Annotated in this window: 21 protein-coding genes and 1 tRNA gene; 5 read left to right on the top strand and 17 right to left on the bottom strand. The window is 48.7% G+C overall.

Going from position 1 to position 26,456, the window contains the following annotated elements; translation table 11 throughout:
* Positions 1-27: 27 nt before the first annotated feature.
* Positions 28-1,296 (top strand): HlyC/CorC family transporter, encoded by a 1,269-nt coding sequence (locus tag LHL18_RS04815; RefSeq protein WP_134059561.1) that lies wholly within the window; start codon positions 28-30, stop codon positions 1,294-1,296.
* Positions 1,297-1,338: 42 nt separating this feature from the next.
* Here the strand turns inward: LHL18_RS04815 and LHL18_RS04820 are convergent, their stop codons facing one another.
* Complete coding sequence (locus LHL18_RS04820) at positions 1,339-1,971, bottom strand: transglycosylase SLT domain-containing protein (RefSeq protein WP_134059564.1); 633 nt, start codon at positions 1,969-1,971, stop codon at positions 1,339-1,341.
* A gap of 121 nt (positions 1,972-2,092) precedes the next feature.
* The gene (gene gshA / locus LHL18_RS04825) at positions 2,093-3,694 is read right to left on the bottom strand and encodes a glutamate--cysteine ligase (protein WP_226765981.1); all 1,602 of its coding nucleotides are present in this window, start codon (positions 3,692-3,694) and stop codon (positions 2,093-2,095) included.
* A 241-nt stretch (positions 3,695-3,935) separates the two neighbouring features.
* Between gshA and LHL18_RS04830 the strand changes: the two genes are divergently transcribed.
* The gene (locus LHL18_RS04830; protein WP_226765982.1) at positions 3,936-5,480 is read left to right on the top strand and encodes a methyl-accepting chemotaxis protein; all 1,545 of its coding nucleotides are present in this window, start codon (positions 3,936-3,938) and stop codon (positions 5,478-5,480) included.
* 68 nt (positions 5,481-5,548) lie between these two features.
* Here the strand turns inward: LHL18_RS04830 and pssA are convergent, their stop codons facing one another.
* The 4 genes from pssA to rluD all read right to left on the bottom strand — a co-directional run bounded on the left by pssA (position 5,549) and on the right by rluD (position 10,891).
* The gene (pssA, locus tag LHL18_RS04835) at positions 5,549-6,382 is read right to left on the bottom strand and encodes a CDP-diacylglycerol--serine O-phosphatidyltransferase (protein ID WP_226765983.1); all 834 of its coding nucleotides are present in this window, start codon (positions 6,380-6,382) and stop codon (positions 5,549-5,551) included.
* A 120-nt stretch (positions 6,383-6,502) separates the two neighbouring features.
* On the bottom strand, positions 6,503-9,082 hold the full coding sequence (clpB, locus tag LHL18_RS04840; RefSeq protein WP_134059576.1) for an ATP-dependent chaperone ClpB: 2,580 nt from the start codon (positions 9,080-9,082) through the stop codon (positions 6,503-6,505).
* Positions 9,083-9,174: 92 nt separating this feature from the next.
* Entirely contained in the window at positions 9,175-9,909 is a 735-nt protein-coding gene (gene pgeF, locus LHL18_RS04845) for a peptidoglycan editing factor PgeF (RefSeq protein ID WP_226765984.1), read from the bottom strand.
* A 7-nt stretch (positions 9,910-9,916) separates the two neighbouring features.
* Positions 9,917-10,891, bottom strand: a complete 975-nt coding sequence (rluD, locus tag LHL18_RS04850) for a 23S rRNA pseudouridine(1911/1915/1917) synthase RluD (protein WP_226765985.1) — start codon at positions 10,889-10,891, stop codon at positions 9,917-9,919.
* A gap of 123 nt (positions 10,892-11,014) precedes the next feature.
* Here rluD and LHL18_RS04855 point away from each other — a divergent pair, with 123 nt between their 5' ends.
* Positions 11,015-11,761: an outer membrane protein assembly factor BamD gene (locus LHL18_RS04855; protein ID WP_226765986.1), complete on the top strand. Its 747-nt coding sequence runs from the start codon at positions 11,015-11,017 to the stop codon at positions 11,759-11,761.
* 39 nt (positions 11,762-11,800) lie between these two features.
* Here LHL18_RS04855 and radA read toward each other — a convergent pair whose 3' ends face one another.
* Positions 11,801-13,162, bottom strand: a complete 1,362-nt coding sequence (radA, locus tag LHL18_RS04860) for a DNA repair protein RadA (protein ID WP_134059589.1) — start codon at positions 13,160-13,162, stop codon at positions 11,801-11,803.
* 120 nt (positions 13,163-13,282) lie between these two features.
* Here radA and LHL18_RS04865 point away from each other — a divergent pair, with 120 nt between their 5' ends.
* Positions 13,283-15,811: a PilZ domain-containing protein gene (locus LHL18_RS04865; RefSeq protein WP_226765987.1), complete on the top strand. Its 2,529-nt coding sequence runs from the start codon at positions 13,283-13,285 to the stop codon at positions 15,809-15,811.
* Here the strand turns inward: LHL18_RS04865 and LHL18_RS04870 are convergent.
* Both LHL18_RS04870 and serB read right to left on the bottom strand, forming a co-directional pair.
* Complete coding sequence (locus tag LHL18_RS04870; protein WP_226765988.1) at positions 15,779-16,675, bottom strand: alpha/beta fold hydrolase; 897 nt, start codon at positions 16,673-16,675, stop codon at positions 15,779-15,781. The genes LHL18_RS04865 and LHL18_RS04870 overlap by 33 nt on opposite strands.
* The gene (gene serB / locus LHL18_RS04875) at positions 16,675-17,613 is read right to left on the bottom strand and encodes a phosphoserine phosphatase SerB (protein WP_226765989.1); all 939 of its coding nucleotides are present in this window, start codon (positions 17,611-17,613) and stop codon (positions 16,675-16,677) included. Before serB ends, LHL18_RS04870 begins: the two co-directional genes overlap by 1 nt.
* Positions 17,614-17,826: 213 nt before the next feature.
* Here serB and LHL18_RS04880 point away from each other — a divergent pair, with 213 nt between their 5' ends.
* Positions 17,827-18,420 (top strand): AhpA/YtjB family protein, encoded by a 594-nt coding sequence (locus LHL18_RS04880; RefSeq protein ID WP_226765990.1) that lies wholly within the window; start codon positions 17,827-17,829, stop codon positions 18,418-18,420.
* Here LHL18_RS04880 and LHL18_RS04885 read toward each other — a convergent pair.
* The 8 genes from LHL18_RS04885 to LHL18_RS04920 all read right to left on the bottom strand — a co-directional run bounded on the left by LHL18_RS04885 (position 18,391) and on the right by LHL18_RS04920 (position 26,362).
* A complete protein-coding gene (locus tag LHL18_RS04885; protein ID WP_226765991.1) occupies positions 18,391-19,215 on the bottom strand; it encodes a TatD family hydrolase in 825 nt (274 codons plus the stop codon). The two genes, LHL18_RS04880 and LHL18_RS04885, sit on opposite strands and share 30 nt — an antisense overlap.
* Positions 19,206-19,844 (bottom strand): pyridoxamine 5'-phosphate oxidase, encoded by a 639-nt coding sequence (pdxH, locus tag LHL18_RS04890; RefSeq protein WP_226765992.1) that lies wholly within the window; start codon positions 19,842-19,844, stop codon positions 19,206-19,208. The genes LHL18_RS04885 and pdxH overlap by 10 nt, the downstream gene beginning before the upstream one ends.
* 3 nt (positions 19,845-19,847) lie before the next feature.
* A complete protein-coding gene (gene argS / locus LHL18_RS04895; protein WP_134059611.1) occupies positions 19,848-21,587 on the bottom strand; it encodes an arginine--tRNA ligase in 1,740 nt (579 codons plus the stop codon).
* A 12-nt stretch (positions 21,588-21,599) separates the two neighbouring features.
* A complete protein-coding gene (prfC, locus tag LHL18_RS04900) occupies positions 21,600-23,186 on the bottom strand; it encodes a peptide chain release factor 3 (protein ID WP_226765993.1) in 1,587 nt (528 codons plus the stop codon).
* Between the two features lie 118 nt (positions 23,187-23,304).
* Positions 23,305-23,745: a ribosomal protein S18-alanine N-acetyltransferase gene (gene rimI, locus LHL18_RS04905; RefSeq protein WP_134059617.1), complete on the bottom strand. Its 441-nt coding sequence runs from the start codon at positions 23,743-23,745 to the stop codon at positions 23,305-23,307.
* Complete coding sequence (locus tag LHL18_RS04910) at positions 23,735-24,076, bottom strand: hypothetical protein (protein ID WP_226765994.1); 342 nt, start codon at positions 24,074-24,076, stop codon at positions 23,735-23,737. The genes rimI and LHL18_RS04910 overlap by 11 nt, the downstream gene beginning before the upstream one ends.
* Positions 24,077-24,085: 9 nt before the next feature.
* Positions 24,086-24,162 (bottom strand) — tRNA-Trp (locus LHL18_RS04915).
* A gap of 151 nt (positions 24,163-24,313) precedes the next feature.
* On the bottom strand, positions 24,314-26,362 hold the full coding sequence (locus LHL18_RS04920) for a S9 family peptidase (protein WP_226765995.1): 2,049 nt from the start codon (positions 26,360-26,362) through the stop codon (positions 24,314-24,316).
* Between the last annotated feature and the right edge of the window lie 94 nt (positions 26,363-26,456).

Raw genomic sequence — 26,456 nt, forward strand, 5'->3', positions numbered from 1 at the left:
GTGTTTGGCAATACAGGTAATTAACTCTTGGACGACATATCGACGGGTACGCTATTTATCATTCTTGGCGTGCTCCTATTCATATCTGCCTATTTCTCAGGATCAGAAACAGGCATGATGTCTGTCAACCCTTATCGTTTAAAGCATTTAACAAACGAAAATCATAAGGGTGCTATTCGGGTAAGCGAGCTGCTAAAGCGGCCAGATCGTTTAATAGGCCTGATTCTTATCGGCAACAATCTGGTTAATATCGCAGCATCAGCCATAGCGACAATTATTGGTATGCGTCTTTACGGAGATCTGGGTATTGCGATTGCCACCGTGGTGCTGACGATGGTGGTACTGGTGTTTGCCGAAGTTACGCCCAAAACAATAGCGGCACTGCACCCGGAGCGGATAGCGTTTCCAAGTTCAGCGCTGCTGAAGCTGCTACTTAAAGTTTTTTATCCTTTAGTATGGCTGGTCAACTTTATTACTAACGGTATTCTGGCATTGATGGGCATCAGCCCGGAAAAACATCAGGGCAACAGCTTAAGTGCCGAAGAGCTGCGCACCGTAGTGCATGAAGCCGGCGCACTGATCCCCGAACAACACCAAAGCATGCTGGTCGGTGTGCTGGATCTGGAAAATGCCACCGTTGAAGACATTATGGTGCCGCGCAATGAAATTGTCGGTATCGATATCAACGATGACTGGAAAGACATAGAACGCCAGCTTGCAAACATGCAGTACAGCCGCATTTTGCTGTATCGCGACAGTATTGATGAGGCCGTCGGCTTTGTACACCCGCGCGAATTAATGCGCTTATTGCTGAAAGAGCAGCTGACTAAAGCGACATTAATGCGGGCGGTCAGTGAAATTTACTTTATTCCTGAAGGCACGCCACTTAATACCCAATTGCATAAGTTTCAGCGTACTAAAGAGCGCATTGGCCTGGTAGTTGATGAATATGGCGATATTCAGGGCCTGGTGACCTTGGCAGATATTCTGGAAGAAGTTGTCGGTGAATTTACTACTGATATTGCAGAAGACAGCAACGAAGATATTGTTAAACAGCCTGATGGCTCTTATCTGATTGACGGTAGTATTAACCTGCGCGATTTGAACAGGGAAATGCATCTTGAACTGCCAACAGACGGCCCCAAAACGCTTAATGGCCTGATTTTAGAGTATCTGGAAGAAATTCCTCAGGGCAACCTTAGTATCAGGCTGTCTGGCTATCCGATGGAAGTGATCGATGTGCAGGATAATATGATTAAAACTGTACGTTTGATGCCACATTTGAAAAAAGACTAATTGGTAAAGCCGGGAAACCGGCTTTTTCCTCAAGCGGCTTGCTCAACCAAAAAACAAGCGCCATAACCAGCCACGCTTTAAATCTTCTTCACATTTGTTCAGTTGCCCGGCATACATTCTCGCCCGGCTGTCTACTTTTTTCGCGGTTTGAACCAGCCAGGCCTTTTTCTTGTAGCTGCCGCGTTTATATCCGCCCCAACCTTCATGGTAGTTAAGGTATTGGGCATAGCCATCCCATTTTGATACGCCGTTTAAACGCTGGCTTTTACTGATATACCAGCCCATAAAATCTATCGCATCATCAAAGTTGTCGCGGCTGGCCCAAAACCTGTCAGCCTCTTTGACATACTCATCCCAGGTCACTGTTTTCGCCTGAGAATAACCATAGGCATTGCTGGCCCGGCCGTACGGGATGAACCCCAGAAACCAGCGCATTGGCGGGCGGGCATTGTGTTTGAAACTACTTTCCTGATACATGATGCTCATGGGCACATGAATAGGTACGCCCCATTTATCTCTAACCTTGGCGGCAGCATCATACCAGTCACGATGTTCGTAGAAAATTTCACATAGATTAGAGGTGTTTTTCGGCGGCGGCGTAGCGCAGCCAGTTAAAATAACGGCAAACACGCTACAACATAAAAACGGTGTAATACGGAACTGAACTTTTTTCATCCGGTTGATTCTAACAAGGTGCACGGACGCAACCAAGTTTTATTCTCCCTGGATATCACTTACGGCTACCAAATGGTAGCCGATTTTTTTTGCACTTTTATCACAAACAGCTTTTTTCGCATCAGACGTCTTGTGCTTTATCGCACTTTGGCACTTCGGCATAATATTGCGCAATATATTGCTCAAAACTTAGGTCGTCTTGTTGTTCAATCTGTTGCTGCTGCAACAACGATTGAGCTGCCGCCTCAGTAAACTGTTGCTCGTTGTAATGCTGATAGTCTTCGTTGGCTAGCTGCTGCTGATACCTGGCCGACAGCGCCAGCATAAAGTGACCGTTATCCTGCTGAGCAGCAATAAGATTATTCAGAACCTGGCCGGATACCGTTTGTGCCGGATCTAACAGCCCCATGTAAAACTGCTTAATCGCACTGCTGTAGCGTTCAGTTGTGTAAGCTGAATCAAGGTATTGCGCAACCGGCATCATGTCAGCAAAAAGCTCTTCCGCCCAATCCAGCATTAGTCTGGGCTGGCCATCCTGAATAATATCAAGGTTTCTGCGCCGGCCATCAGTCACTACTTTTTTCAGGTTTTGCTCTGTCACAGTCTGCTCTGACGCTGATAACGGCGGGCTGTCTTTCAGCAAACAATACAGCAGAAAAATGTCCAGAAAATGCATTTGCTCAGCAGTAATACCTACAGGGCTGAACGGATTAACGTCTAAAGCACGCACTTCAATATATTCTACGCCACGTTTAGCCAGTGCACAGGTAGGCCGCTCGCCGGATTTTGTTGTTCTTTTGGGCCGGATAGTGGAGTAAAACTCGTTTTCGATTTGCAGCACGTTGGCATTCAGCTGCTGATACTCACCATCAACCTTCACACCGATATTACGATACTCTTCTGACGGCATACTAATAGCCTGATGCAGCCCGGCAATATATTCATCCAGGTTGTTATAGGTAATGTTCAGGCTGGATTGTGCGCTGTTGGTGTAACCTAAATCACTCATGCGCAGCGATGTTGCATAGGGCAAATATAAAGTACCCTTGCCCAGCGTCTGAAAGCTATAGCGGCTTTGACGCCCTTCCAGGAATGACTGACACATCGCTGGCGATGCACCAAACAGATACACCATCAACCAGACGTAACGTTTATAGTTGCGGATAAGCGATAAATATTGCTCAGAGATAAAACTCTGCAGTGGCCCGCTTTGCGCCAATACCTGCTGATACTGTTGCCAGAAAGCCTCGGAAAAAGAAAAATTAAAATGCACGCCACTGATAGCCTGCATCATGCTGCCATATCTGTTGTGCAGCCCTTTACGGTAAAGAGTCTTCATTTTACCGACATTGGAGCTGCCATACTGAGCAAACGGAATTTCAGTTTGGCTTTGGATAAAACACGGCATACTACCCGCCCAGAACTGTTCTCCGGCAATATTGCGGATCGTGAAGCGATGTATATCACTAAGTTGCGCCAAAGTAGTGTCAATGCTATCAGTCGCAGGAGTAATAAATTCAAGCAGTGACTCTGAAAAGTCTGTTGTTATCCAAGGATGCGTCAGAGCTGAGCCTAAAGCTTTGGCATGAGGGGTTAAGGCCAGACTACCATCGGCTTTTACCCGCAACGTTTCCCGTTCAATACCGCGCCGAATTCCGGTTATTGCTTGTTTCAAAGGCGCTGAGTTCAGCATTGCCAGGCGTTGTTGTAAATTTGAGCCCAAGTTAATTCCTTATTTGCTGCAGGTTGCTGCTGAAGTTGGGGCATTGACGTAAAACTCAAGGCCGGGCTTTAATTTAGCCTGCTATTTGCAATTCAACAATCAGATATTTGTCCACTTAACCGGCACTTGCGTTAAACCGACTGATAGCAGGCTGCAATTATTGCAACAGTGACTTAAACTTAGCCGCATCGACAGCCGCTATATACCATTCATGCTATATACCATTTATTAAATAGGCCATATGAACCGACGCAACCAAAATGTTATAAACGAGGAAGTCACTTTCAGTGCCGAACAGGAACTGGTATCAACCACAGACTTGCGTGGGGTTATTACCTATGCTAATCCGGCATTTTGTCAGGTGGCAGGTTTCACCGCAGAAGAGTTAATTGGCAAAAACCATAATCTCGTCAGGCACCCGGACATGCCTGCAGCAGCTTTTGCTGATCTGTGGCAGAAGCTAAAACAAGGGCAATCCTGGCGCGGTTTGGTGAAAAACCGCTGTAAAGACGGCCGCTACTATTGGGTAGATGCCTTTGTTACGCCCATATATCAGCAGCAAAAGCTGGTGGGTTACCAATCCGTGAGGGTAAAACCGGACGCCAAACTTATTCAGCGGGCCAACAAAAGCTACCCGTTAATCGCCGCAGGCAAACAGCCTTCTGACTGGCGCAGTAAGTTTGCGTTAAAACGCTCAGTAGCAGCAGTATTGACACTGCTGACAGTATGTGGCGGCATTGCGCTATTCGGTATGCAGTTTAGTCTGGCCTTGCTGTTACCTGTAATTTGGTTTGCCTGCTGCTATGACGAGTTGTTTGTGATCCCGGCTAAACTGCAACAGGCAAAAACCCGTTTTGACAGTGTCTCGCGCTGGATTTACTCAGGCTTTGGCCCTTATGGTATTGCTGATTTCCAGCAACAAATGAGCCAGGCAAGATTGCGCACTGTGCTGGGCCGCGCAACAGACAGCACAGCAACACTGAAAATCATTGCCGAAACACAGGCAGAAGCCGTGCATTTAACGGAGCAAGGTATCCATCAGCAGCATGACAGGCTAAGCAGTATCGCTACCGCCACGGCGCAACTTTACAGCACAGTGCAGGATATTGCGCAGCGCACACAAGACACACATAAACAGGTAAGTGACACACACCAGATCTGTCAGAATGCTAAAAACACCATGCAGCAAACGGCAACAACAGTGCAGCAGCTGGCCAGCGAAGTTCAGGGTGCTGCCTCTACGGCAGATGGCCTGGCGGTTGAGGCCGAGCGCATCGGTGCGGTAATGAGCGAAATTCAGGGCATCGCTGATCAAACCAACCTGCTGGCACTGAACGCCGCTATTGAAGCTGCACGGGCCGGGGAACATGGTAGAGGCTTTGCTGTGGTTGCTGATGAAGTAAGAGCGCTGTCGTCACGCACGCACAATGCAACGGAGCAGATTAAACAATCAATAGGCGAAATACAGCAAACCTTACTCAGCTGGGGTAAAGTCATGTCGCATAGCAGACAACAAGTGGAAGTATGCGTCGATGAAACCCGCCTAAGTGAACAGCAGCTGGCGGATATTTCGCGTATGATAGACCATATCGCCCAGCTTTCTTCGCAAATCGCGACCGCTGCTACCCAGCAGGGTGTCGTTGCCCATGAAGTGCAGCAGAGCGTTGAGCAGATACAAGATATTGCTAATAGTAACTTAGGAAATATTCAGATTGTTGCGGATAACAGTACTGCATTGCAGCAGCAGGCAGGAAAAATAGCTGATTTGAACAAAAGCTTCGGCTGACAAGTTCATTAGCTATAAAATAAAAAACTCCGCCAAAGCGGAGTTTTTTATTGCTGATTCAGCAAGCTTCAGTTGTTTTTTTGCTCTTCTGCTGCTGGCTTATCATCTTCAGGTTTTACAGCATCCTGCTCAGCGAAGTCGGCATCATTGGAATCGCCAACCACATGTTCAAGCTTCAGCTTTCTTACGCTACGAATGGTCGTAATAGGCCCCGAGCAGGCGTATATAAAGAAAATACTAAACAGCATTTCAGCCGGCCGTGCTGCAATAACGACAAACACCAGCACCACCAGCAAAATGGTGAGGAAAGATACTCTGTCACGCCAGTTTAAATCTTTAAACGAGTTATAACGGAAATTACTCACCATCAGTAAGCCGGTCAAAATCGTCAGAATACCCACCAGGTAACCGATATTATCACCGTCAATCTGGTAGATACTGCCGCTCCATACCATGCCGGCAACAATCGCCGCAGCGGCCGGACTAGCCAGGCCCTGAAAAAACCGGCCATCGGTAACACTTAAATTGGCGTTGAATCTTGCAAGTCGCAGTGCGGCACAGGCAACATAAATAAACGCAGCCAGCCAGCCGAACTTACCATACTCCGCCAGGCCCCAGTTGTACGCCACCAAAGCCGGTGCCATACCAAAAGACAACATATCAGACATGCTGTCATATTGGGCACCAAACTCGCTTTGCGTATTCGTCAACCTGGCAACTCTGCCATCGAGACCGTCAAAAATCATCGCGACAAAAATGGCCACTGCCGCCGCTTCAAAATGCCCGTTCATTGATGCCACTATGGCATAGAAACCAGAAAATAAACCACCGGTGGTTAGTAAATTAGGTAACAGGAAAATGCCCTTGCGCGGGGCGGTGTCTTGCGTTTTTGACTCAGTCATAAAGCCACTTCTGCTTTGGGAAATTAGTAATGATTATAAGGGACATACCTTAACATGGATAGCCTGATGGCAAAAGTGACCGCCACAGCGGTCACTTTTACATCAAGAATTACCACTTAGTTAAGGCTGGCTGCTGACAACAAAGCGCGAACCATCATGGTCCAGCAACACGGTGCTACCCGGTGCAATATTGCCCTGCAGCAACGCCTGTGCCAGAGGGTTCTCCAGATGTTGCTGGATAGCTCTTTTTAACGGCCTTGCACCATACAAGGGGTCGAACCCCACTTCGGCCAACTTATCTAGGGCAGCGTCACTGATGTTAAACTGATATTGCCGCTCAGCAAGACGCTGCTCCAGCCTCGCCAGCTGGATTTTAGCAATACTGCGTATTTGCTTATTATCCAGCGGGTGGAATACTACGGTTTCATCCAACCGGTTTAAAAACTCCGGTCTGAACTGCTTCACCAGCACATCCATCAGCATGTCTTTCATCTGACCATAGCTGTATTCGCGGTAGTGCTCCTGAATCAGATCCGAGCCCAGATTGGATGTCATGATAATGACGGTATTTTTAAAATCCACCGTGCGGCCCTGACCATCGGTTAAGCGCCCGTCATCCAATACCTGCAGCAGAATATTGAACACATCAGGGTGGGCTTTTTCTACTTCATCGAGCAACACCACGGAATAAGGTTTACGCCTTACCGCTTCAGTCAGGTAGCCACCTTCTTCGTAACCGACATATCCCGGCGGTGCCCCCACCAGACGCGACACGGCATGCTTTTCCATAAACTCTGACATATCAATACGCACCATGGCATCGGGGCTATCGAACAGGAAAGTTGCCAGCGATTTGGTCAACTCAGTTTTACCTACCCCGGTAGGCCCTAAAAACAAGAACGAACCTATTGGCTTGTTCGGATCGGCCAGACCGGCACGGGAGCGGCGGATAGCGTGCGCCACAGCGGTTACTGCTTCATCCTGCCCGATAACCTTCTCGTGTAGTGCCTGCTCCATCCGCAGCAACTTGTCCCGTTCGCCTTCAAGCATTTTGCTTACCGGAATGCCAGTGGCTTTGGACAGCACATCGGCAATTTCCTGGTCGGTCACTTTATTACGTAGCAGGGTGTTATCATGCATCTCTGCCTGAGAAGCCAAATCCAGCTTTTTCTCCAGCTCCGGAATACGGCCATACTGCAACTCAGACATTCGCTGCAAATCGCTGGCCCGGCGTGCGACTTCCAAATCCAGCCTGGCCTGCTCTAACTCAGCTTTAATATTCTGCGTGCCTTGCAGCGCAGCCTTTTCAGACTCCCATACTTCATCTAGCTCATTGTACTTGCTATCGAGCTCGCGGATCTGCTCCTGTATCATGTCACGCCGTTTTTTCGTGGCATCATCAGTCTCTTTCGCCAGCGCGTTGTCTTCCAGCTTCAGCTGAATAATCCGCCGCTCCAAACGGTCAAGTTCTTCCGGTTTAGAGTCCATTTGCATACGGATGCTGGATGCGGCTTCATCAATCAGATCTATCGCTTTATCCGGCAATTGCCGATCTGACACATAGCGGTGCGATAAGGTCGCCGCCGCCACTATCGCCGGATCGGTAATTTCTACCGCATGGTGCAGCTCATAGCGCTCTTTCAAGCCACGCAATATTGCGATGGTGTCTTCGACTGACGGCTCTTCTACCAGCACCTTCTGAAAGCGGCGCTCAAGCGCTGCGTCTTTTTCAATATACTTGCGATACTCATCTAACGTGGTTGCGCCAAGGCAATGCAGCTCGCCGCGCGCCAGGGCAGGCTTTAGCATGTTACCAGCATCCATGGCACCATCGGCTTTACCGGCACCAACCATAGTATGAATTTCATCAATAAACAGAATGACCTGGCCTTCTTCTTTGGCCAGTTCGTTCAGTACTGCTTTTAAGCGCTCTTCAAATTCACCACGGTATTTAGCGCCGGCCAGTAAAGAGCCCATATCCAATGACAGTACCCGCTTATCTTTTAGCCCTTCGGGTACTTCTTTATTGATAATGCGAAGCGCCAGCCCCTCGACAATAGCGGTTTTACCCACACCAGGTTCACCAATTAACACCGGGTTGTTTTTAGTACGGCGTTGCAGCACCTGAATACAACGACGAATTTCTTCATCGCGGCCTATTACAGGGTCAAGCTTGCCCGCTTCAGCACGGGCGGTTAAATCGACCGTATACTTTGTCAGCGCCTGACGGGTATCTTCAGCGTTCGGGTCATCCACTTTCTGCCCTGCCCGCATCTGCTCTATCGCCGCTTCAACACCTTCTTTAGTAACACCAATCAGCCGCAGAATTTTGCCCAAATCGGATTTATCTTCGGTTGCTGCTAATACAAACAGCTCGCTTGAAATAAACTGGTCTTTACGCTTTTGCGCAAACTTATCACACTGCTGCAGCAACTGCGCTGTAGCAGATGACAGCTGCAGGTTTGCACCTTCACCTTCAACTCTTGGCAGACGGTCAATCGCCTGGCTGACTTTAGAGCGCAGCTCGTTAAAATTGATTGCCAGACGGTTTAACAGCTCCCGCACTGTGCCGCCTTCCTGATTCAGCAGGGCAAACATCAGATGCACAGGTTCTATAAACTGCTGGTCACGGCCAAGCGCCAGCGACTGCGCATCCGCAATCGCTTCCTGAAACTTACTGGTAAATTTATCCAGACGCATGGATAGCTCCTCAATGAACAACTTCGTTGTGTCATAAGATTGGGTGCTGCTGGCGGAAATTCAAGCAAGAAACGTCAAAAAATTGACTTAGATCAGTCTAACCAGATAGAAGCTGCCATACGGCCGGTCTGGCCATCACGCCGGTAAGAGAAAAACAGCTCAGACTGAGCGTAAGTACAGAAGTTGCCTCCATATATCTGCCACACCCCTGCAGCCTGTAAACGCTGGCGCGCCAACAGGTATAAATCTGCCTGCCATTTGCCTGCTGCACCACTCACGAAAGCCTGTTCAGCCTCTGCTGCCTTTGATATAAAAGCCGCCCGCACTTCAGGCCCCACCTCAAATGCACTCTGACTGATTGCTGGGCCTAAATAAGCTAAAACCTGCCCCGCTATTGCAAACTGCTCGACAGCCCGTTCGATAACGCCGTCGCACAAGCCGCGCCAGCCGGCATGTACAGCAGCCACCCGTCTGCCTGCAGTATCACAAAGCAACAATGGCAAACAGTCTGCGGTCATCACAGTACAAACCACACCGGCAACGCTTGTCACACTTGCGTCAGCCTGTTGCCCCGCCAGAGAACTTGAATCGAGCTGCAACACTTTCGTACCATGCACCTGCTGTAACCAGAAGGGTGCGGACGGCATCTGCGCCTGCTGCTGATAACGCTTGCGATTTTCGGTAACCGCAATTGGATTATCAGCAACATGATCACCGAGATTTAAGCTTGCATAACGGCCTTCAGAGCAACCTCCATGACGGGTGCTGACGACTGCCCTGACATTTGCAGGTGCAGGCCAATCGGGTAGCAGCAAGCTTTCTGACATCGGCTAGCTACACGTAGTCCAGGCCGTGTTCGGCAGTATCAGCCCGCAGAGCTGCATTTAACTGCACCATATCGTCCGGTATAGGCGCATGCCACTCCAGGATCTCGCAGGTGATCGGATGTGCCAACCGTAGCATAGCGGCATGCAGTGCCTGGCGTTTAAAGTTGCGTAATACTGTCAGCAGATGTTCATCGGCTTTACGCGGTGGGCGCGGGCGCCCCGCGTAAACCGGATCGCCAACCAACGGATGATTTACAAACGTCATATGCACGCGGATCTGGTGCGTACGGCCGGTTTCCAACCGCAAACGCAAACGGGTATGTGCGCGGTATTTTTCCATCACCCGAAAATGCGTGGTGGCTGGTTTGCCAGACTGGCTTACCGCCATATGGGTGCGTTTAGTCGGATGACGGCCAATAGGCTCATCGATAGTACCACCACCAGTCATGGCACCATGGCAGACAGCTTCATACTCACGGGTAATTTCACGTGCCTGCATTGCTTCAACCAAATGGGTTTGCGCCGGGATCGTTTTAGCGACCACCATCAGGCCAGTGGTATCTTTATCCAAGCGGTGGATAATACCGGCACGCGGCACCTCTGCAATACCCGGGCAATGATGCAGTAAGGCATTTAACAAAGTGCCATCAGCGTTACCCGCCCCCGGATGCACTACTAAACCCGCCGGTTTGTTGATCACCAGTATATGTTCATCTTCATAAACAATATTCAGATCAATCGCTTCGGCTTCAAAGCGCTCGTCTTCCGGCAGCTCAGCAAGGATATCGATTTGTTCGCCACCCAGCATTTTCTCGCGTGGTTTGTTTTGCACCACGCCGCCGACTTTAACCGCGTCAGCTAAAATCCATTCTTTTATCCGCGAACGCGAATAATCAGGGAACATTTCGGCCAGAACCTGATCTAAGCGTTTACCAAAAAGATGGTCTGGTACAATTTCTGAAAGTTTTAGCTGTTTTGTCATAACGGAAGCAGTTATCCTGTGTGCAACCCCGGCAGGTCTGGGGTAGAATCGCAATTTCGTGTATTTTAGCGATTTTACGTCTGACTAGACAGCCATTTAGCTCAAGTAGTAACGGATTTTTAAATGAACTCGAACTTTATACTGATTTCTCTGCTGGCGTTAACGCTTACCGCCTGTGCCGGCAAACCCAAGGACGACCCCAGTACTACCCAAACTGCGCAAAGCATGTACCAGCAAGCAAAAGAGGTACTGGACAACGGTTTGTATAACAGAGCAATAGAATTACTGGGCGCAGTAGAAAGCCGCTACCCTTTTGGTCCTCTGGCGCGTCAGGTACAACTTGATTTAATTTATGCCCATTATCAGGCTGGCGATGTGCCTAAAGCACTTGCCGGAATCGATCGTTTCATCCGATTGAACCCGAACCATCCTGAACTGGATTACGTGTATTACATGCGTGGCCTGAGTAACCTAAAAGCTGACGAGAATGCACTGCATGAGGTATTAGGCATTGACCGTGCAGACCGCGATCTGGCCAGCACCCGTCAGGCATTTGATGATTTTAAAACTCTGGTCAGCAGTTTTCCGCAGAGCAAGTACGCACCTGAAGCTAAAAAGCGCATGCTGACAATCAAAAATACGCTGGCAAGATATGAACTGTCCGTTGCAGATTACTATATGCGCCGGGGAGCTTATCTCGCTGCGGCAAACCGCGGTAAATATATTGTAGAATTTTACCGTGACTCACCGCACATTGAAAAAGCACTGGAAATCATGGTTGAGAGTTATGACAAGCTCGGCCTGACGAAACTGAAAGAAGATACCTATCAGGTACTGATGCTCAATTTCCCGCAAAACGATAAGTTCTGATTAAAAGCCCCTGCAGTGCAGGGGCTTTTTCATTCATGCTTAAATTGCTTCTAACGCTTCTGCTAACTTACTGACGGCAATCACATCCATGCCCGGCACTGCCTCTTTCGGTTTGTTCGCCACCGGCACGATAGCGCGTTTAAAACCATGCTTGGCTGCCTCACGCAAGCGTTCCTGACCGCTGGGAACCGGGCGTATTTCGCCTGCCAGCCCTACTTCGCCAAATACCACCAGATCATTTGGCAGCGGCTTATCACGAAAACTCGATACCAGTGCCAGCAAGGTCGCCAGATCAGCGCTGGTTTCATTTACCTTCACACCGCCAACCACGTTCACAAATACATCCTGATCAGCCATCTGTATACCCGCATGGCGGTGCATAACCGCCAATAGCATCGAAATCCGGTTTTGCTCCATGCCTAAGGTTACGCGACGTGGGTTGTTCAGTGGTGAATAATCCACCAGGCCCTGAATTTCAACTAAAAGTGGCCGGGTGCCCTCCCACAGCACCATAACAATGCTGCCCGACTGATCCTCTTTGCCTCGGGTAAGAAAAATAGCCGACGGGTTTTTTACTTCTTTCATGCCCTGCCCGGTCATGGCAAAAACGCCTAACTCATTCACCGGGCCAAAACGGTTTTTATTACCGCGCAATGTCCGGTAACGGTTGTCGCTGTCACCATCGAGCATCACTGAACAATCGATACAATGCTCCAGTACCTTTGGCCCGGCTAAAGAACCATCTTTGGTAACATGACCAACCATAATGATGGCAATATGATGCTGCTTAGCAAACCGGGTCAGATAGGCGGCACTTTCCCGAACCTGCGACACACTACCTGGCGCCGATTGAATATCAGCCAGATGCATGACCTGAATAGAGTCGATAACCATAATGCGTGGTTTTTCCTGCTGCGCCAGCGCACAAATTGTTTCGACGTTGGTTTCAGCCAGCATTTTAAGTGCATTTGTTGGCAAGCCTAAACGCTGCGCCCGCATAGCGACCTGCTGCAGCGACTCTTCACCGGTGACATACAAAGCGTTACCCTGCTGTGCCAGACCACACATAATTTGTAGCAACAAAGTACTTTTACCGGCACCAGGATGACCGCCGATCAGAATCGCAGAGCCCGGTACTATGCCGCCGCCAAGTACACGGTCAAACTCGGCAAAGCCACTGCTAAAACGCGGTACGTCCTGCAAATCGACTTCATCCAGCCGCATCACTTTTGCCACCGCTGCACCGGCATAGCCTTCAAAGCGGGCATTTTTACTGGCGGCAGCACCCAACCGCACTTCACTAACCGTATTCCATGCACCACACTCGGTGCACTGGCCCTGCCAGCGCACAAAATCGGCGCCACAATCGCTACAGACGTAAGCAGTTTTAGTTTTTGCCATGGTTTATTTTCTCAAGCTAAATGAAAGGCATGGATATTGCTTTTCAAATTGTAACAACGTAGCGTACTACAGATTATAACCTGAAGATGCCGGTATTTTGGCATTTAACCTGACTGAAATATGACAGCTGCAGATTTACAAGAATATGTCGGTGTAATAGACCGGATGAAGAGTTCACTGAACTCTGCCGATTTTGACCAGGTGTTTAGCCTGTTGACTTCCGACCTGCCTAAATCCAAACAGTTTTTGCTGAAAATGGAACTTAAACGCATGGCGCAGCCATGCAGCTACTTTATCGACCTGCGAGGCCATGTCGACGGCGATGTTAAGCCATATGACTATATGGGTAAAACCCATTATATGGATGACAATGCCATTAAAGTGTTTGAAGCCGGGCTGAAACAATACGGCAGCTATACACTGGGTTTATACGAAGAAGTGCTCAATACCGAGAACAACTTCCGCGTCATGCACCGTAAGCAAACCGAAGACAGGGTTCGCAATGCGCTGCAAAATGACGGCACCTTCACAAATCAGCAAGCAGAAGCAGAGCCTGAATTGCCACCGCAGTATGCCAGAGTAATTCACTTTGGCCAGTATACATCCAGGCGTGATGAGCGCATGCATTTCAGCATAGATGTAGAAGTTGAGCTGGATGGAAAACGGTTTCAGGCCAGCACTTCTGATTTGTCGGTTTCCGGCTGTAAACTGAAACTACAACAAGCAGCGAAAACGGACGCTGGTAAACTGGTAAAACTGCATTTCACCGGTTTAGAGCAGGAGTTTATGCTTGGTCTGGAACAAGGTGTGGCTTACAAAATTGTTGAAGTCAGCCAGCAAGGAGCTAATCAATATTTACGTCTGCAGCGGCAGCAGAATGAAAACGAGCAACAGTTTGCCGAATTTCTGCAAAAATTTATTAATGGCAATAAACGCCGATACAAAGTAAACCTGGACAATGTCAGTCAAAGCTTGCTGAGCAAGGGTTACGAGCAGTTTTATGTGCCTCGTATCAACGCTCTGCCAGTATTTATTGCGGTTAGAAACGGCCAGCCCATTCCAATTTGTGCATTAACCACAGACTACAACAAAGCGATATGGCAGTATTTTCTGGACGAACAGCATCAGGCAGTGTTTATCAGTATCTGCCATGCCCGGCGTTTAAAACACCTGCTACAGCAAAACTCGGTAGAAAAATCTACCATCCTGTATAGCTTTACTCACGCGGTAAAAGGTAAATTATTTTTCTATTCAGCAACTCATGAAGAACTGGATGCATCTGAGCAGTTAAAAGCGTTATTTCTCGGGTTCGGCGCCAGCAAGCCCAGCTGGCGGGTATTTCAGCTGAATTTACAACGTTCATCAGCTGCGCAAGCGGAGACACCGCTTACTGTGCCGGTTCAGGGCAATATAAAACCACCGCCACCCTTATCCAGTCTGGTAAAGCAGTTTATCCAGGACGTGCGGTATATTGTCAGCTTTACCGATATTACCGGCAATGAGAGCACGTTTTGGTATCAGAGTTATCCGGTAGACCAGCAACAACTAAAATTATTAGCCCAATTTGGCCACAAAAAGCTTACTAACACCCCACCTTGTGAAGCCGTTGCTGTGCAGTATGTAAATTTGCGCTCTGAGTCACGCTATTTGTATAAGACCGCAGTCACAGTGAAAACCTCAGCTGACTCAACAGAACTTAGCGGGCACAGCCGCGATTTCTCTTCTAAAGGCTTACAGCTGGAAACAACTTTGCCGGTGCGTTTTAGCAAGGGCGATATATTACTGCTAAACCTGCCGGAAATGCAGAAGATAAGCAGTAAGTATCAGCTGTCTGCGTTGCCTTATGAAGTCATGGCGGTTAGCAAAAGCCGCACAATAATGAATCTGCGGGCGGTAGAGGGCGACCAGCCTCATGTTGGCAGATTATTCTTCCAGCAGCTGATCCAGAACAACCGCGCAAAATTGACTCAGGCAGAGGAGAGCCCGAAGTATCCGGGGCTATCTACCGCACTACGTAATTTATATATGAACGCACAAAGCCATTTTGCGCTCTATGTACACCGCAAAGGCATCCGATACGAAATTAATACCTTGGCTAAAGGTAGCGCCGGTAACAGCTTGCATCAGCTGCTGGCAATACAAAGCAAAGATGAGCAGCAACTTGATTTGTCGCTTATTCTGCAAAACAACGCCATCAGTTTGCATTTTGCGCAACAGCTAAAACAAATGAAACGCTTTGACAGCCCAAAAGCTTTTGAATTGTATGTTGTGATCAGCCGCAATGCTGAGACAGAACAACCAGAGTTGCATTGCCACTACGACTATGAGTTCATGTCTGAACAGGCAAAGCAGCAATATGTGTTAAGTGCATTACAGACGAACGTATTGTTTTGCTACAAACTGCTACTGTCCCGTACCGGCCGGCCAGACACTGACTTTATTGCGCCGGAACTTAGCTATATCAGCGCCTATGCTATACACAAAGCGAAACAGCTGGAAGAAGAGTTATGGAGTGTTGCAGGCGTTATTGATGCAATAGATATTTCGGCAGAAATTCCATGGCGATTTGGTGCCCAGGCCGAGCTTAGTCAGCAACATTATGCCCGGCAACAGGCTTTACTGGCACAGCTTAAACAACCAGTCTCTTAGTTCAGAAAAGTGTCCATTGACCGCCGTTGGATGCGTCAGCATAGAAATATGGTCATAATCGTGCAGATAGCCAGTTTTTTTGCCTAACAAGGTAAAGCGGGCTTCTGGCGCGGTCTCAGCAATAAAAGCCTGAATATCTCGTGGATGCCCAAGCAGGTGGTCATTTTGAGCTGCAAAATGCCACACTGGAGGCCACTGCACCATTTTACAGCCGTGAGCATAATCAAACTTATCGTCCGGATCTTCAAAGACCCCACCTTGTATCCATGGCACCGTATCCTGCACGAAAGGCGAAGGTTCATCATCAGCCCCCAACCGCCACTTGCGGGCAGGAAAGTAGCCGTAACGCTGGCTCAGCCAGGGCGCAATCTTGTTCCATAGCAGGTTAATTTTCAGCTTACGCTCCAGGCTTTGTACACTTATCACTCTTTTGGTGCCAAAACACACTTTTGCAGCAAGTTTTGCCGCAAGCTGCGGAGCTCTGGCCAAAGATGCCGCTGCAACCACACCGCCCCAGGAATGCGCAATAAGTATAACTTTCTGCTGATGCTGCTGATAAATATGCTCGATTAAGGCTGGGATATCATGGCAGATCATCTGCTGCTGACTTTGCGAAAAACCTTCAGACGCACTGGGTTTGGAAGCTCCGCGGCCGGCAAAATCAGCGCAGTACACCACAAAACCGTTGTCAGCCAGATAGCAGCCGAGACCTTTGCCGGAATGGCTGTAAAAAATCCGGCCGTTCTCTATCGCGCCATGCAGCATCAGCACAGGGGCTATGCCGTGCTGTATTGGCATTAAACGGCGCAAATGTAATTGATACTGCTTCAAATCCAAATACAGTGAGCTTTGCTGATGCTTCATCACAGATCCAGCAAATACAGCAACTGTAGTAGAGAGCCCTTTCTGATAGCAGCCTTAGCTTGTGCCTGAACTTTAGGCTTTGCATGAAATGCAACTCCCAACGCGGCAGCATTTAACATAGGAATATCGTTAGCGCCATCACCAATAGCGACGGTTTGCGTTGACGGGATAGCATGCTGCTCTGCCAATAGCCTAACCACCTCTGCTTTTGTCGTCGCATCCACAATATCGCCCAGCACTTTGCCGGTCAGTTTACCGTCTTGAATTTCCAGCACATTGGCAAACGTTGCGGTTAAGCCAAGCCGCTGCTTTAACGCATCGGTGAAGAATGTAAAACCACCTGAAGCGATGGCAACTTTCCAATGCTGCTGCTGTAAATACGCAACCAGGTCAGTTAAACCCGGCATTAACGGAACTTCTGCAAGCACCTGGTGTAACACTGATTCCGGCGCACCTCGCAAAGCCGCAACACGGGCAACCAGACTTTGGGCAAAATCCAGCTCGCCATTCATGGCCCGGGCAGTGACCGCCGCAACCTGCTCGCCTACACCAGCTAATGTAGCAATCTCATCGATACATTCGATCTGGATTGCCGTTGAGTCCATATCCATTACCAGCATACCTGGCTCAGTCAACCTGGGTCTGGCGGGTAAATACACCAACTCAATGCCGGCTTGCTGCGCCACATCACTTAGCGCCTGCAACGCACTGGCCGTTAATGCCTGAGCTAGAGACAGCTCGACAGCCCCGGCAAGCATTGGATGCGGCCGGTAAACGCGACAATACATTGACCTGGTGAAACCAAGCACTGCTAATACCGCTTTTACTGCAAGCCAATTTAGTTCTTCGCCAAATAAGCGTAAAACAGCGACCGGGGGTTGGATAACAATGTCAAACCCATCAGAGCCTGGCAAAGCCAACGCATGGTTACTTTGCAAATATAAAGTGTCCTGATGCAGATGCACGGCATAACAGTCAGTTGTATTTAACCAGGCTAAAGGCGAATCGCTAAGGAGCGGCTGGTTGGAAAGCTGATAGAAAAACGACACAGGAGTACCTATACTTGGCAACGCCGTCATGGCATGCTACACAAACTGATTACGCTGTTTCGTTATTCCAACGAATAGGATCTGTCAGCGCTTACGGAATTTATGCAAAACGATATCGCAATACCCAGCACTACATCAAGCACTATTAAACTGCTACAAATTGCTGTCGCCGTGGCAGGGATCTGGCTGTTACTGCACTTGTGGGTGTTAACTCAGCAGAAAGGCCAGTACTTGCTACAACAACAAAGCAGCCAGCTAATGCGCGAAACGCTGACCGCCTTATCGCATACCGCAGCCTATTTAATTGAACATGACCAGTTGGCTGGCTTGGAACAGTTAACGCAGCATATCGCAGACAGCCCTTATCTATATGATGTTGTAGTATATGACGCCAATGGTGTGCGGATGAGCTGGACAGAAAACAGTGCTCCGGCGCGCTTGTTATACGGCCCAACACAGGCCGAGCAATTAGTGGCCATGGTGCAACCCATTACGAAAGAGCAGCAGCTACTGGGTTATATTAAGCTGAGCCTGCGTCAGGACATTTCACTTAATCAGATAAGCACCTCATGGCAGCATATGATGCAGCAGTTGCTGGGGATGCTGATCCTTGCGGGTATAGTTGGCTTTATGTTACGCCGCGGCTTCTCAAGATTTTCACGTCATTCATTTCGCCTGCGTCGCATCAAGCCTTAACACTTCATGCGTGTTGCGCCATAGCTGCTGAGCGACTTGTTGCGGTGGTTCAGGCCTTAACTGACAAAAGCGCTCAAATACCAATGCCAGTTTGGCCGGAGTATTTACTTGCCCCTGGTAACCGGCAAGCGGCATCGACGGCGCATCCGTCTCCAGTACAAAACTTTCTAATGGCAGCTTCTGCACGGTTCGGTGTGTTTTCTCTGCGCGTTCATAAGTTATAGTGCCACCAATACCCAACTTAAAGCCAAGGTCAATAAAGGCCTTTGCCTGCTGCTGGCTGCCGGAAAAGGCATGCAAAATACCGCCCTCAGCAAACTGCTGCTGTTTAAGCTCTGCCAAAAGCTGTGGCTGACTTTTCCGATGATGCATAATAACGGGCTTGTGGTATTTGCTGGCAAGTTTAAGCTGCTGGCTAAACAGCATTGCCTGAGCATCAAAGCTGTCGGCGTCTAACGCGAAATCCAGACCAATCTCACCTACTGCTGTTATCTGCGGGCTATGCTTTGCCAGCAATGCATCAAGCTCATTCAGCGCATCAGGCGCAGCTTTTGTTGCCCACCACGGATGTATGCCCAAGGCGATATGCCAGTATGAATGTTGTTGGTGTAAGTGCAGCAGGTTAAGCCATGCAGCTTGCTCTACTGCAGGAATGAGCAGCTTTTCGACGCCTGCCTGATGTGCATCACGCCAGTGTATCGTTTGTTCAGGGGCAAGTTCAGGTAAATCCAGATGGCAATGGCTATCAAACAACCGCAGGCGGCTGCTATCTGTGTGCTGCCCGGTTAGGGGCATAACCGTTCGATACTCCAGCTGTTATCGCTTTGCCTGTTGTACATAAACCGGTCGTGTAAACGGTGCTCGCCGCCTTGCCAGAACTCGATTTTATGTGGTCGCACCAAAAAACCACCCCAGAATGAAGGCAGTGGTATTTCACCATGTTCAAACTTATGTTTTATCTCGGCGAACTTTTGCATCAAAGCCTGCCGGGTTGATACCGGCCGGCTTTGCTCTGAAGCCCAGGCTGCCAACTGGCTTTCTTTTGGGCGTGACAAAAAGTACTTGGCTACCTGGCTTGAGCTGGCCCGCTCGGCCGTGCCGTAGACAATTACCTGCCGCTCCAGCGGGTGCCAGGGAAAATGCAGGCATACTTTCGGATTTGCCGACAGTTCAGTCGCCTTACGGCTGCCAAGATTAGTGTAAAAGGTAAAGCCGTCCTGATTCACATCTTTAAGTAGCACCAGACGCTGTGACGGCTGACCATGCTCGTCGACACTCGCCACACACATCGCTGTAGGATCCGGTAACTCTGCCGCGATAGCATCTTTGAGCCACAGCTCAAACTGCGCTATCGGATCGGCAGTTAATTTTTCGAACTCTAACTTGTCTTTGGTGTAGCTGCGGCGAATATCGTCGATTTTCATAGCTTACATACGCTCCATAACCTCAATACCCAGTAAATCCAGGCCTTGCTTTAACAGCTTAGAGGTAAAAATACTTAGCATTAAACGGCTGTCTCGCTGCGCTGGTTCAACACCGTCTTTAAGTATTGGGCAAGCTTCGTAAAATGCCATATATAAACTGGCCAGCTCATACAGGTAATTACACAACAGGTTAGGCTGTGCATCTTTCATTACCTGCTGTATCGCCTCTTCAAAGCGCAACAATTTAACGGCTAATTGCTTTTCCTGCTCTTGCGCAATCACCAGCTCTGCGCTGAAACCATCGGCAATCTCAGCGCGGCGCAAAATACTGCGCACCCGGGTGTAGGCATATTGCAGGTAAGGCGCAGTCGCACCTTCAAAGCTTAACATCGCGTCCCAGCTAAAAATGTAGTCGCTGGTACGGTTTTTCGATAAATCGGCAAACTTCACCGCACCAATACCGACTTTACGTGCTACTTCTGCGATTTCATCTTCTGACAAGTCGCTGGCTTTATCCTGCACCACAGCTTTTGCTCGTACTACCGCTTCTTCCAGTAACTCTGCCAGTTTTACAGTGCCACCGGTTCGGGTTTTAAATGGTTTACCATCTTCACCCATCATGGTGCCAAACGGGCAGTGATCATAGGTCGTTGCATCGCGCAGATAGCCTGCTTTACGTGCAACCAGCTCAACCTGTTTAAAGTGCAGCGCCTGGCGTGCATCGGTAAAGATCACAATGCGGTCGGCATTTAAGTCATGGCTACGATATTGGCAAGCGGCTAAATCGGTGGTCGAATACAGGAAACCACCACCGGTTTTTTGCACGATAAACGGGGAAGGATTGCCTTCTTTATCAGCCAACTCTTGCAGAAATACCACCAGCGCGCCCTGATCCTCTACCGCCAGCTGACGCTGTTTTAAATCATCGACAATGCCCTGCAGCATACTGTTATAAGCACTTTCCGGCTTGATATCAGCATGGCTAAGTGTGACATTTAGCTTTTCATAGACTTCTTCACTATGTTTTACCGAGGTATCAATAAACAGCTGCCACAGTTTCTGGCAATGCGCATCGCCGCTTTGCAGCTTAACCACATAGTCACGTGACTTATCGGCAAAGCCAGCTTCGTCGTCAAAGCGCTTTTTCGCTTCACGGTAGAAATCTTCCAGGTCGGCAAGTGCGACAGATTCCAGATCAATACCCGCCGCCAGCTTATCTTCTAAGTGCGCGATCAGCATTCCAAACTGGGTGCCCCAGTCGCCCATATGGTTCTGACGGATAACTTTATCGCCCCAGAACTCCATCGTACGCACTACGGCATCGCCAATAATGGTCGAACGTAAATGGCCAACGTGCATCTCTTTTGCCAGGTTAGGCGCCGAGTAATCTACTACCACCGTTTGTGGCGCCGTATTCGTGCTTACGCCCAAACGGCTATCTGCAGCTGCCTGCTGCAGCTGCGCGGCCAACCACGCTTTATCCAGCGTGACATTGATAAAACCCGGGCCGGCGATTTCTGTTTTTTCGGCAATGCCTTCAAGCGCCAGTTGTTGCACCAGTTGCTCGGCTAGCTGACGCGGATTTGTCTTCATCAGCTTAGCTGCAGCCATAGCACCGTTTATCTGGTAATCACCAAACTCTGGGCGGGTACTTACCGTAACGGCAGCATTCGTATCGGCAGGTAAGCCCAAGGCGACGAACGCAGTTTGCGTTTTCTCAGTTAATAATTGCTTAATATTCATCTGGCTTACCTGTTAATGTTCACGTGTCTTATGGAATTTGATTTTCGGGTAACGTTCCATGGCCAGATTCAGGTTTACCATGGTTGGTGCGATATAGGTCAGCGCATCGCCGCCGTCCAGTGCCAGATTCTGGCTGGCTTTGTTTTTAAACTCGTCCAGCGCTTTGCCATCATCGCTGTATACCCAGCGTGCCGTCGACACGTTTACCGCTTCGTACAGCGCATCTACGTTGTATTCCGACTTTAGCCGATGCACGACCACATCAAACTGCAGTACACCAACCGCGCCAACGATAAGATCGTTGTTATCAAGCGGCCTGAACACCTGTACAGCGCCTTCTTCGGATAACTGCACCAGGCCTTTAAGCAGTTGCTTTTGCTTTAGCGGGTCGCGCAGGCGGATACGGCGGAACAGTTCCGGCGCAAAGTTTGGAATACCAGTGAACTGCATATTCTCGCCGCTGGTAAAGGTATCACCGATCTTGATGGTGCCGTGGTTATGCAAACCGATAATATCGCCCGGATAAGCTTCTTCCAGGTGCTCACGATCGCCAGCGACAAACGTCAGCGCCTGCGGAATAAGTACATCTTTACCAATGCGCACATGGCGCACTTTCATGCCTTTTTCGTACTTACCCGACACAATACGTAAAAACGCCACGCGGTCGCGGTGTTTCGGATCCATATTGGCCTGAATTTTAAACACAAAGCCGGTAAAGCCGGTTTCAGTTGGTGCCACAGTGCGGCTGTCGGTAGCGCGTGATTGTGGCGCCGGTGCCCAGGCCGTTAAGCCATCCAGCATATGATCTACACCAAAGTTACCCAACGCCGTACCGAAAAATACCGGTGTTAACTCACCTTTTAAAAACAGCTCCTGGTCAAATTCATGACTGGCACCACGCACCAGTTCCATTTCATCGCGCAGCTGCTGCGCGTAATAACCAATACGTTTATCCAGCTCAGGGTTATCAATACCCTTGATGATATCGACATCCTGAATGGTGTGGCCCATACCGGATTTATAGAAAATGACTTCGTCTCGCAGGATGTGGTAAACGCCTTTAAACTCTTTACCCGAGGCTATCGGCCAGGTAATAGGCGCACAGGCAATTTTTAGTACACTTTCAACTTCATCCAGCAAATCAATAGGATCGCGGATATCGCGGTCCATTTTGTTCATAAAGGTGATAATTGGCGTATCACGCAGCCGGGTAACTTCCATCAGTTTAATGGTACGTTCTTCTACACCTTTAGCGCCGTCAATAACCATCAGACACGAGTCCACAGCCGTTAGTGTGCGGTAGGTATCTTCCGAGAAGTCTTCGTGGCCAGGGGTGTCAAGCAAGTTGACCAGACAATCGGCATAAGGGAACTGCATTACCGAGGTTGTCACCGAGATGCCCCGCTCTTTTTCCATCTCCATCCAGTCTGAGGTGGCGTACTGGCCGGACTTTTTACCTTTAACGGTACCGGCCTTTTGGATCAGTTGTCCGAATAACAAAACCTTTTCAGTAATGGTAGTTTTACCGGCGTCAGGGTGGCTGATGATCGCAAAGGTACGACGACTGTTTACTTCGGCGAGAAAATTATCTGTGCTCATAATATCCAATAATCAGTTACCGCAGGCATCCGGCTGCGGTTTAGGGATAAAACCCGGGAGTAAATAATAATGCGCGCGATTATAACAGTTTGAACGACAGGGGCACAGAGTCGATGTGTTACATTACAATCGACATTAAAACGGCATCGGCTTTATTATCCGCATACACGTAATAGTTCTTGCGGATACCGGTTTTGCTAAAACCGCATTTTTCGTACAGCGCTATCGCACTGTGGTTGCTACTGCGCACTTCTAAAAAAGCCTCGGTAGCACCACGGCTGCGCCCTTCCTGTAAAAAGTGCTGCAACAAAGCTTTACCGTAACCTTTGCCTTGCATGTCTGTGGCGATACAAATATTAAACAGTTCCAGCTGCTCGAGAATAAGCTGGGCGAAGTAAAAGCCTTGGATCTGACCATTATCATCGAGCAACTTATAGCTGAAATAACTATCGGCAAAACTGCTGCTGAACGCACTTTCCTGCCATGGATAAGGATTCGCTTGCTGCTCAATCTGCACTATACGCGCAATATCATCCGCACTTAATAACTCAATCTTCATGCAAAGCACTCAATAACCGCCATAAAGCTTTTTTGCTCTGTGCCTGCTGCAACTTTTCCAACGCCGGCGTCAACAGCTGTTTGTCATTCAGCTCTACATTGTCGCTCAGCGAATGTATTTGCCAATTAACGCTGTCAGGTAAAGCCAGCTGAATATCCTGCGCCAACGCTTGGCTCAAATCTGGCGCTGTTAATATCTGCGTGTCGGGCGAAGATTGAGTTTCAACCTGAACTTCACGGTACTGTTCAGACACAAAAGCAGCGTTAAGCTGCAGTGGCGTAATACGCAACACATCAAGAAGATTTTGCTGTGAGTAAGAGAATGTTTTCATAAGAAGAAGTGGCAGGGGCAGAGGGATTCGAACCCCCAACCATCGGTTTTGGAGACCGCTGTTCTACCAATTGGAACTATGCCCCTGTAGCTGGTCGCGCCATTATACAAAAGCCGACTCAAAGGTAAAGCAAAAAGCTGCGCTAACATATTCAACTGCATAGAAAACGAGCATCCAGTGATACATAGCAGTTACATTAGCATAAGCCCGGTAGTCTTCCTACCGGGCTTTTCTCTACTACTTCTTGTCTTTTTCCATTGCCGGCGTGCGATACTTTTCAAACCAATACAGAATATATGCTGTTTTGGCCATCAAATTGCTCGGGCGACTATAAATAGAATGTGACGCTTCCGGGATCCTCACCATCGCAGTATCAACACCACGTAACTGCAATGCCTGATAAAACTGCTCTGTCTCCGATATCGGTGTCCGGTGGTCGGCTTCACCAGTCATCAGCATAGTGGGTGTTTCAACATTACCAACATAGCTAATCGGCGAATACTTTAAGTAATGCTCCGGGTTTTCCCATGGCATCGCCGGAAACCAATACTGCGTAAAATAGCTGTACATATCTGCATTCAACACAAAGCTAAACCAGTTAATAACCGGCTTAACCGAAACAGCCGCAGCGAAACGGTCTGTATGACCAACAATCCAGGCTGTTAGTGCGCCACCACCACTGCCGCCGGTAACAAACAGTTCTTTTTCGTTGATGTAGCCTCTGGCAATAACGGCGTCAACGCCATCCATCAGGTCATTAAAGTCCTGGCTAGGGTAGTTATGATGAATAAGATTCGCAAAGTCTTCCCCGTAGCTGGTGCTGCCACGTGGGTTAGTGTAAAGCACAACATAGCCCTGTGCTGCCATCAGCTGCAGCTCCATCGCAAAATGAGGCCCGTATGCCGTATGAGGTCCACCATGGATCTCAAGGATAAGTGGATACTTCTTGCTTGGGTCGAACTGTGGCGGATAGATAAGCCAGCCTTGCAGTTTACGCTGGTCAACAGACGAGCTGTACCAAAACTCTTCAACCTTACCGATATCACGGGCAAATACCAGGTCGGCATTAAAATCAGTTAATGTGTACGTTTTACCGTTTTTAATTACCGCCAACTCAGCAGGTTTTTGTGTATTCATCTGGGTATAGGCTATCAGTCCATTATCAGCTGCTGCAAACTCGCCACCGCTATAAGGCCGGCCGTAAGAACCGCCACCTATATCGCTGGTGATAACAGACCTTTTACCAGAAATATTTTGCTCGGCTAGTATCCCTTTTCCTTCACTGTCATAAGCAATATAAAGCGCTTTGTTATTAGGCAGCCATTGAAAATCGTCAATAGCCCTATCCAGATCTTCCGTCAGGTTACGGATATTACTGCCGTCAGCATTCATCACATACAAACGGCTGGCTTGATGCGATAGTTTACGATCTTCAAAACCAGTGAAAGCAATTAATTTACCATTAGGTGAAAGCTGAGGTTGGCTGTCCGGGCCGTTACGGTCAGTAAGCTGAGTTAGCTTACGATCAGCCAGCGTTAACTGGAAAATCTCGCTGTTCAAAGGATTAGACTGCCAGTCCGGGTGACGATTAGCAGAGAAGTAAATAGACTGACTGTCTCTAGCCCAACTGATGCTGCCGCCGTGATTAAAATCACCTTCGGTCAGTTGTATCGCCATACCACCAGCTGCAGGCATGATATAAATATGCCGGTAGCCGGACTTAAGATAACCGGCACCATCAACCCGATATTGCTTGCTATCAATATATACAGCAGCTTTCGCCCAATCAGCTTTCTCCGATTTACCTGGCAGTGTAACAGGCGGTTTAACCTGTTTAGGCGTAAACATAGTGAAAGCCAGCCAATTACCATCAGGCGACCATGTCAGATTAGCAGGGCTCTGTGTCAGCTGTCCGAGCTGCGAAGTTCGGCCGCTATCAAGCCATTTAACGTGTATCTGGCCATTTGCAATAAAAGCAATTTGTTTATTATCCGGAGACCATTGCGGGTTGCTGGCACTGAGATCTTTATCAGTTAAAGGCTCCAGCTTTTTACCATCAGCAGAGCTTAACCATAACGTCATACGTCGCCGGTCAGCTTGTTTATCCATCCAATTACGAACGAAAACAATCTGCTCTCCCTGACTGTCGGGCTGAGGATCTGACACGAACTCAAGCTCAAATACATCTTCGTACTGTAGTGGCTTAGCAAAGACATTAGCACTGCAAATTGTCAGCAGCAGACTGGCTGCAAGATGAAAACGATTTGTTGATTTTATGCAAGTCATCTGAATATCCATTTTTGTTATAGGTGTCAGATGATACTAACTGAATTTTGTCAGCAAACGATAGGCTTGCGTCTAATTGGGAATTTAAGAAGAC

This window comes from Rheinheimera aquimaris, assembly GCF_020531985.1.
GTDB classification, from domain to species: domain Bacteria; phylum Pseudomonadota; class Gammaproteobacteria; order Enterobacterales; family Alteromonadaceae; genus Alishewanella; species Alishewanella aquimaris.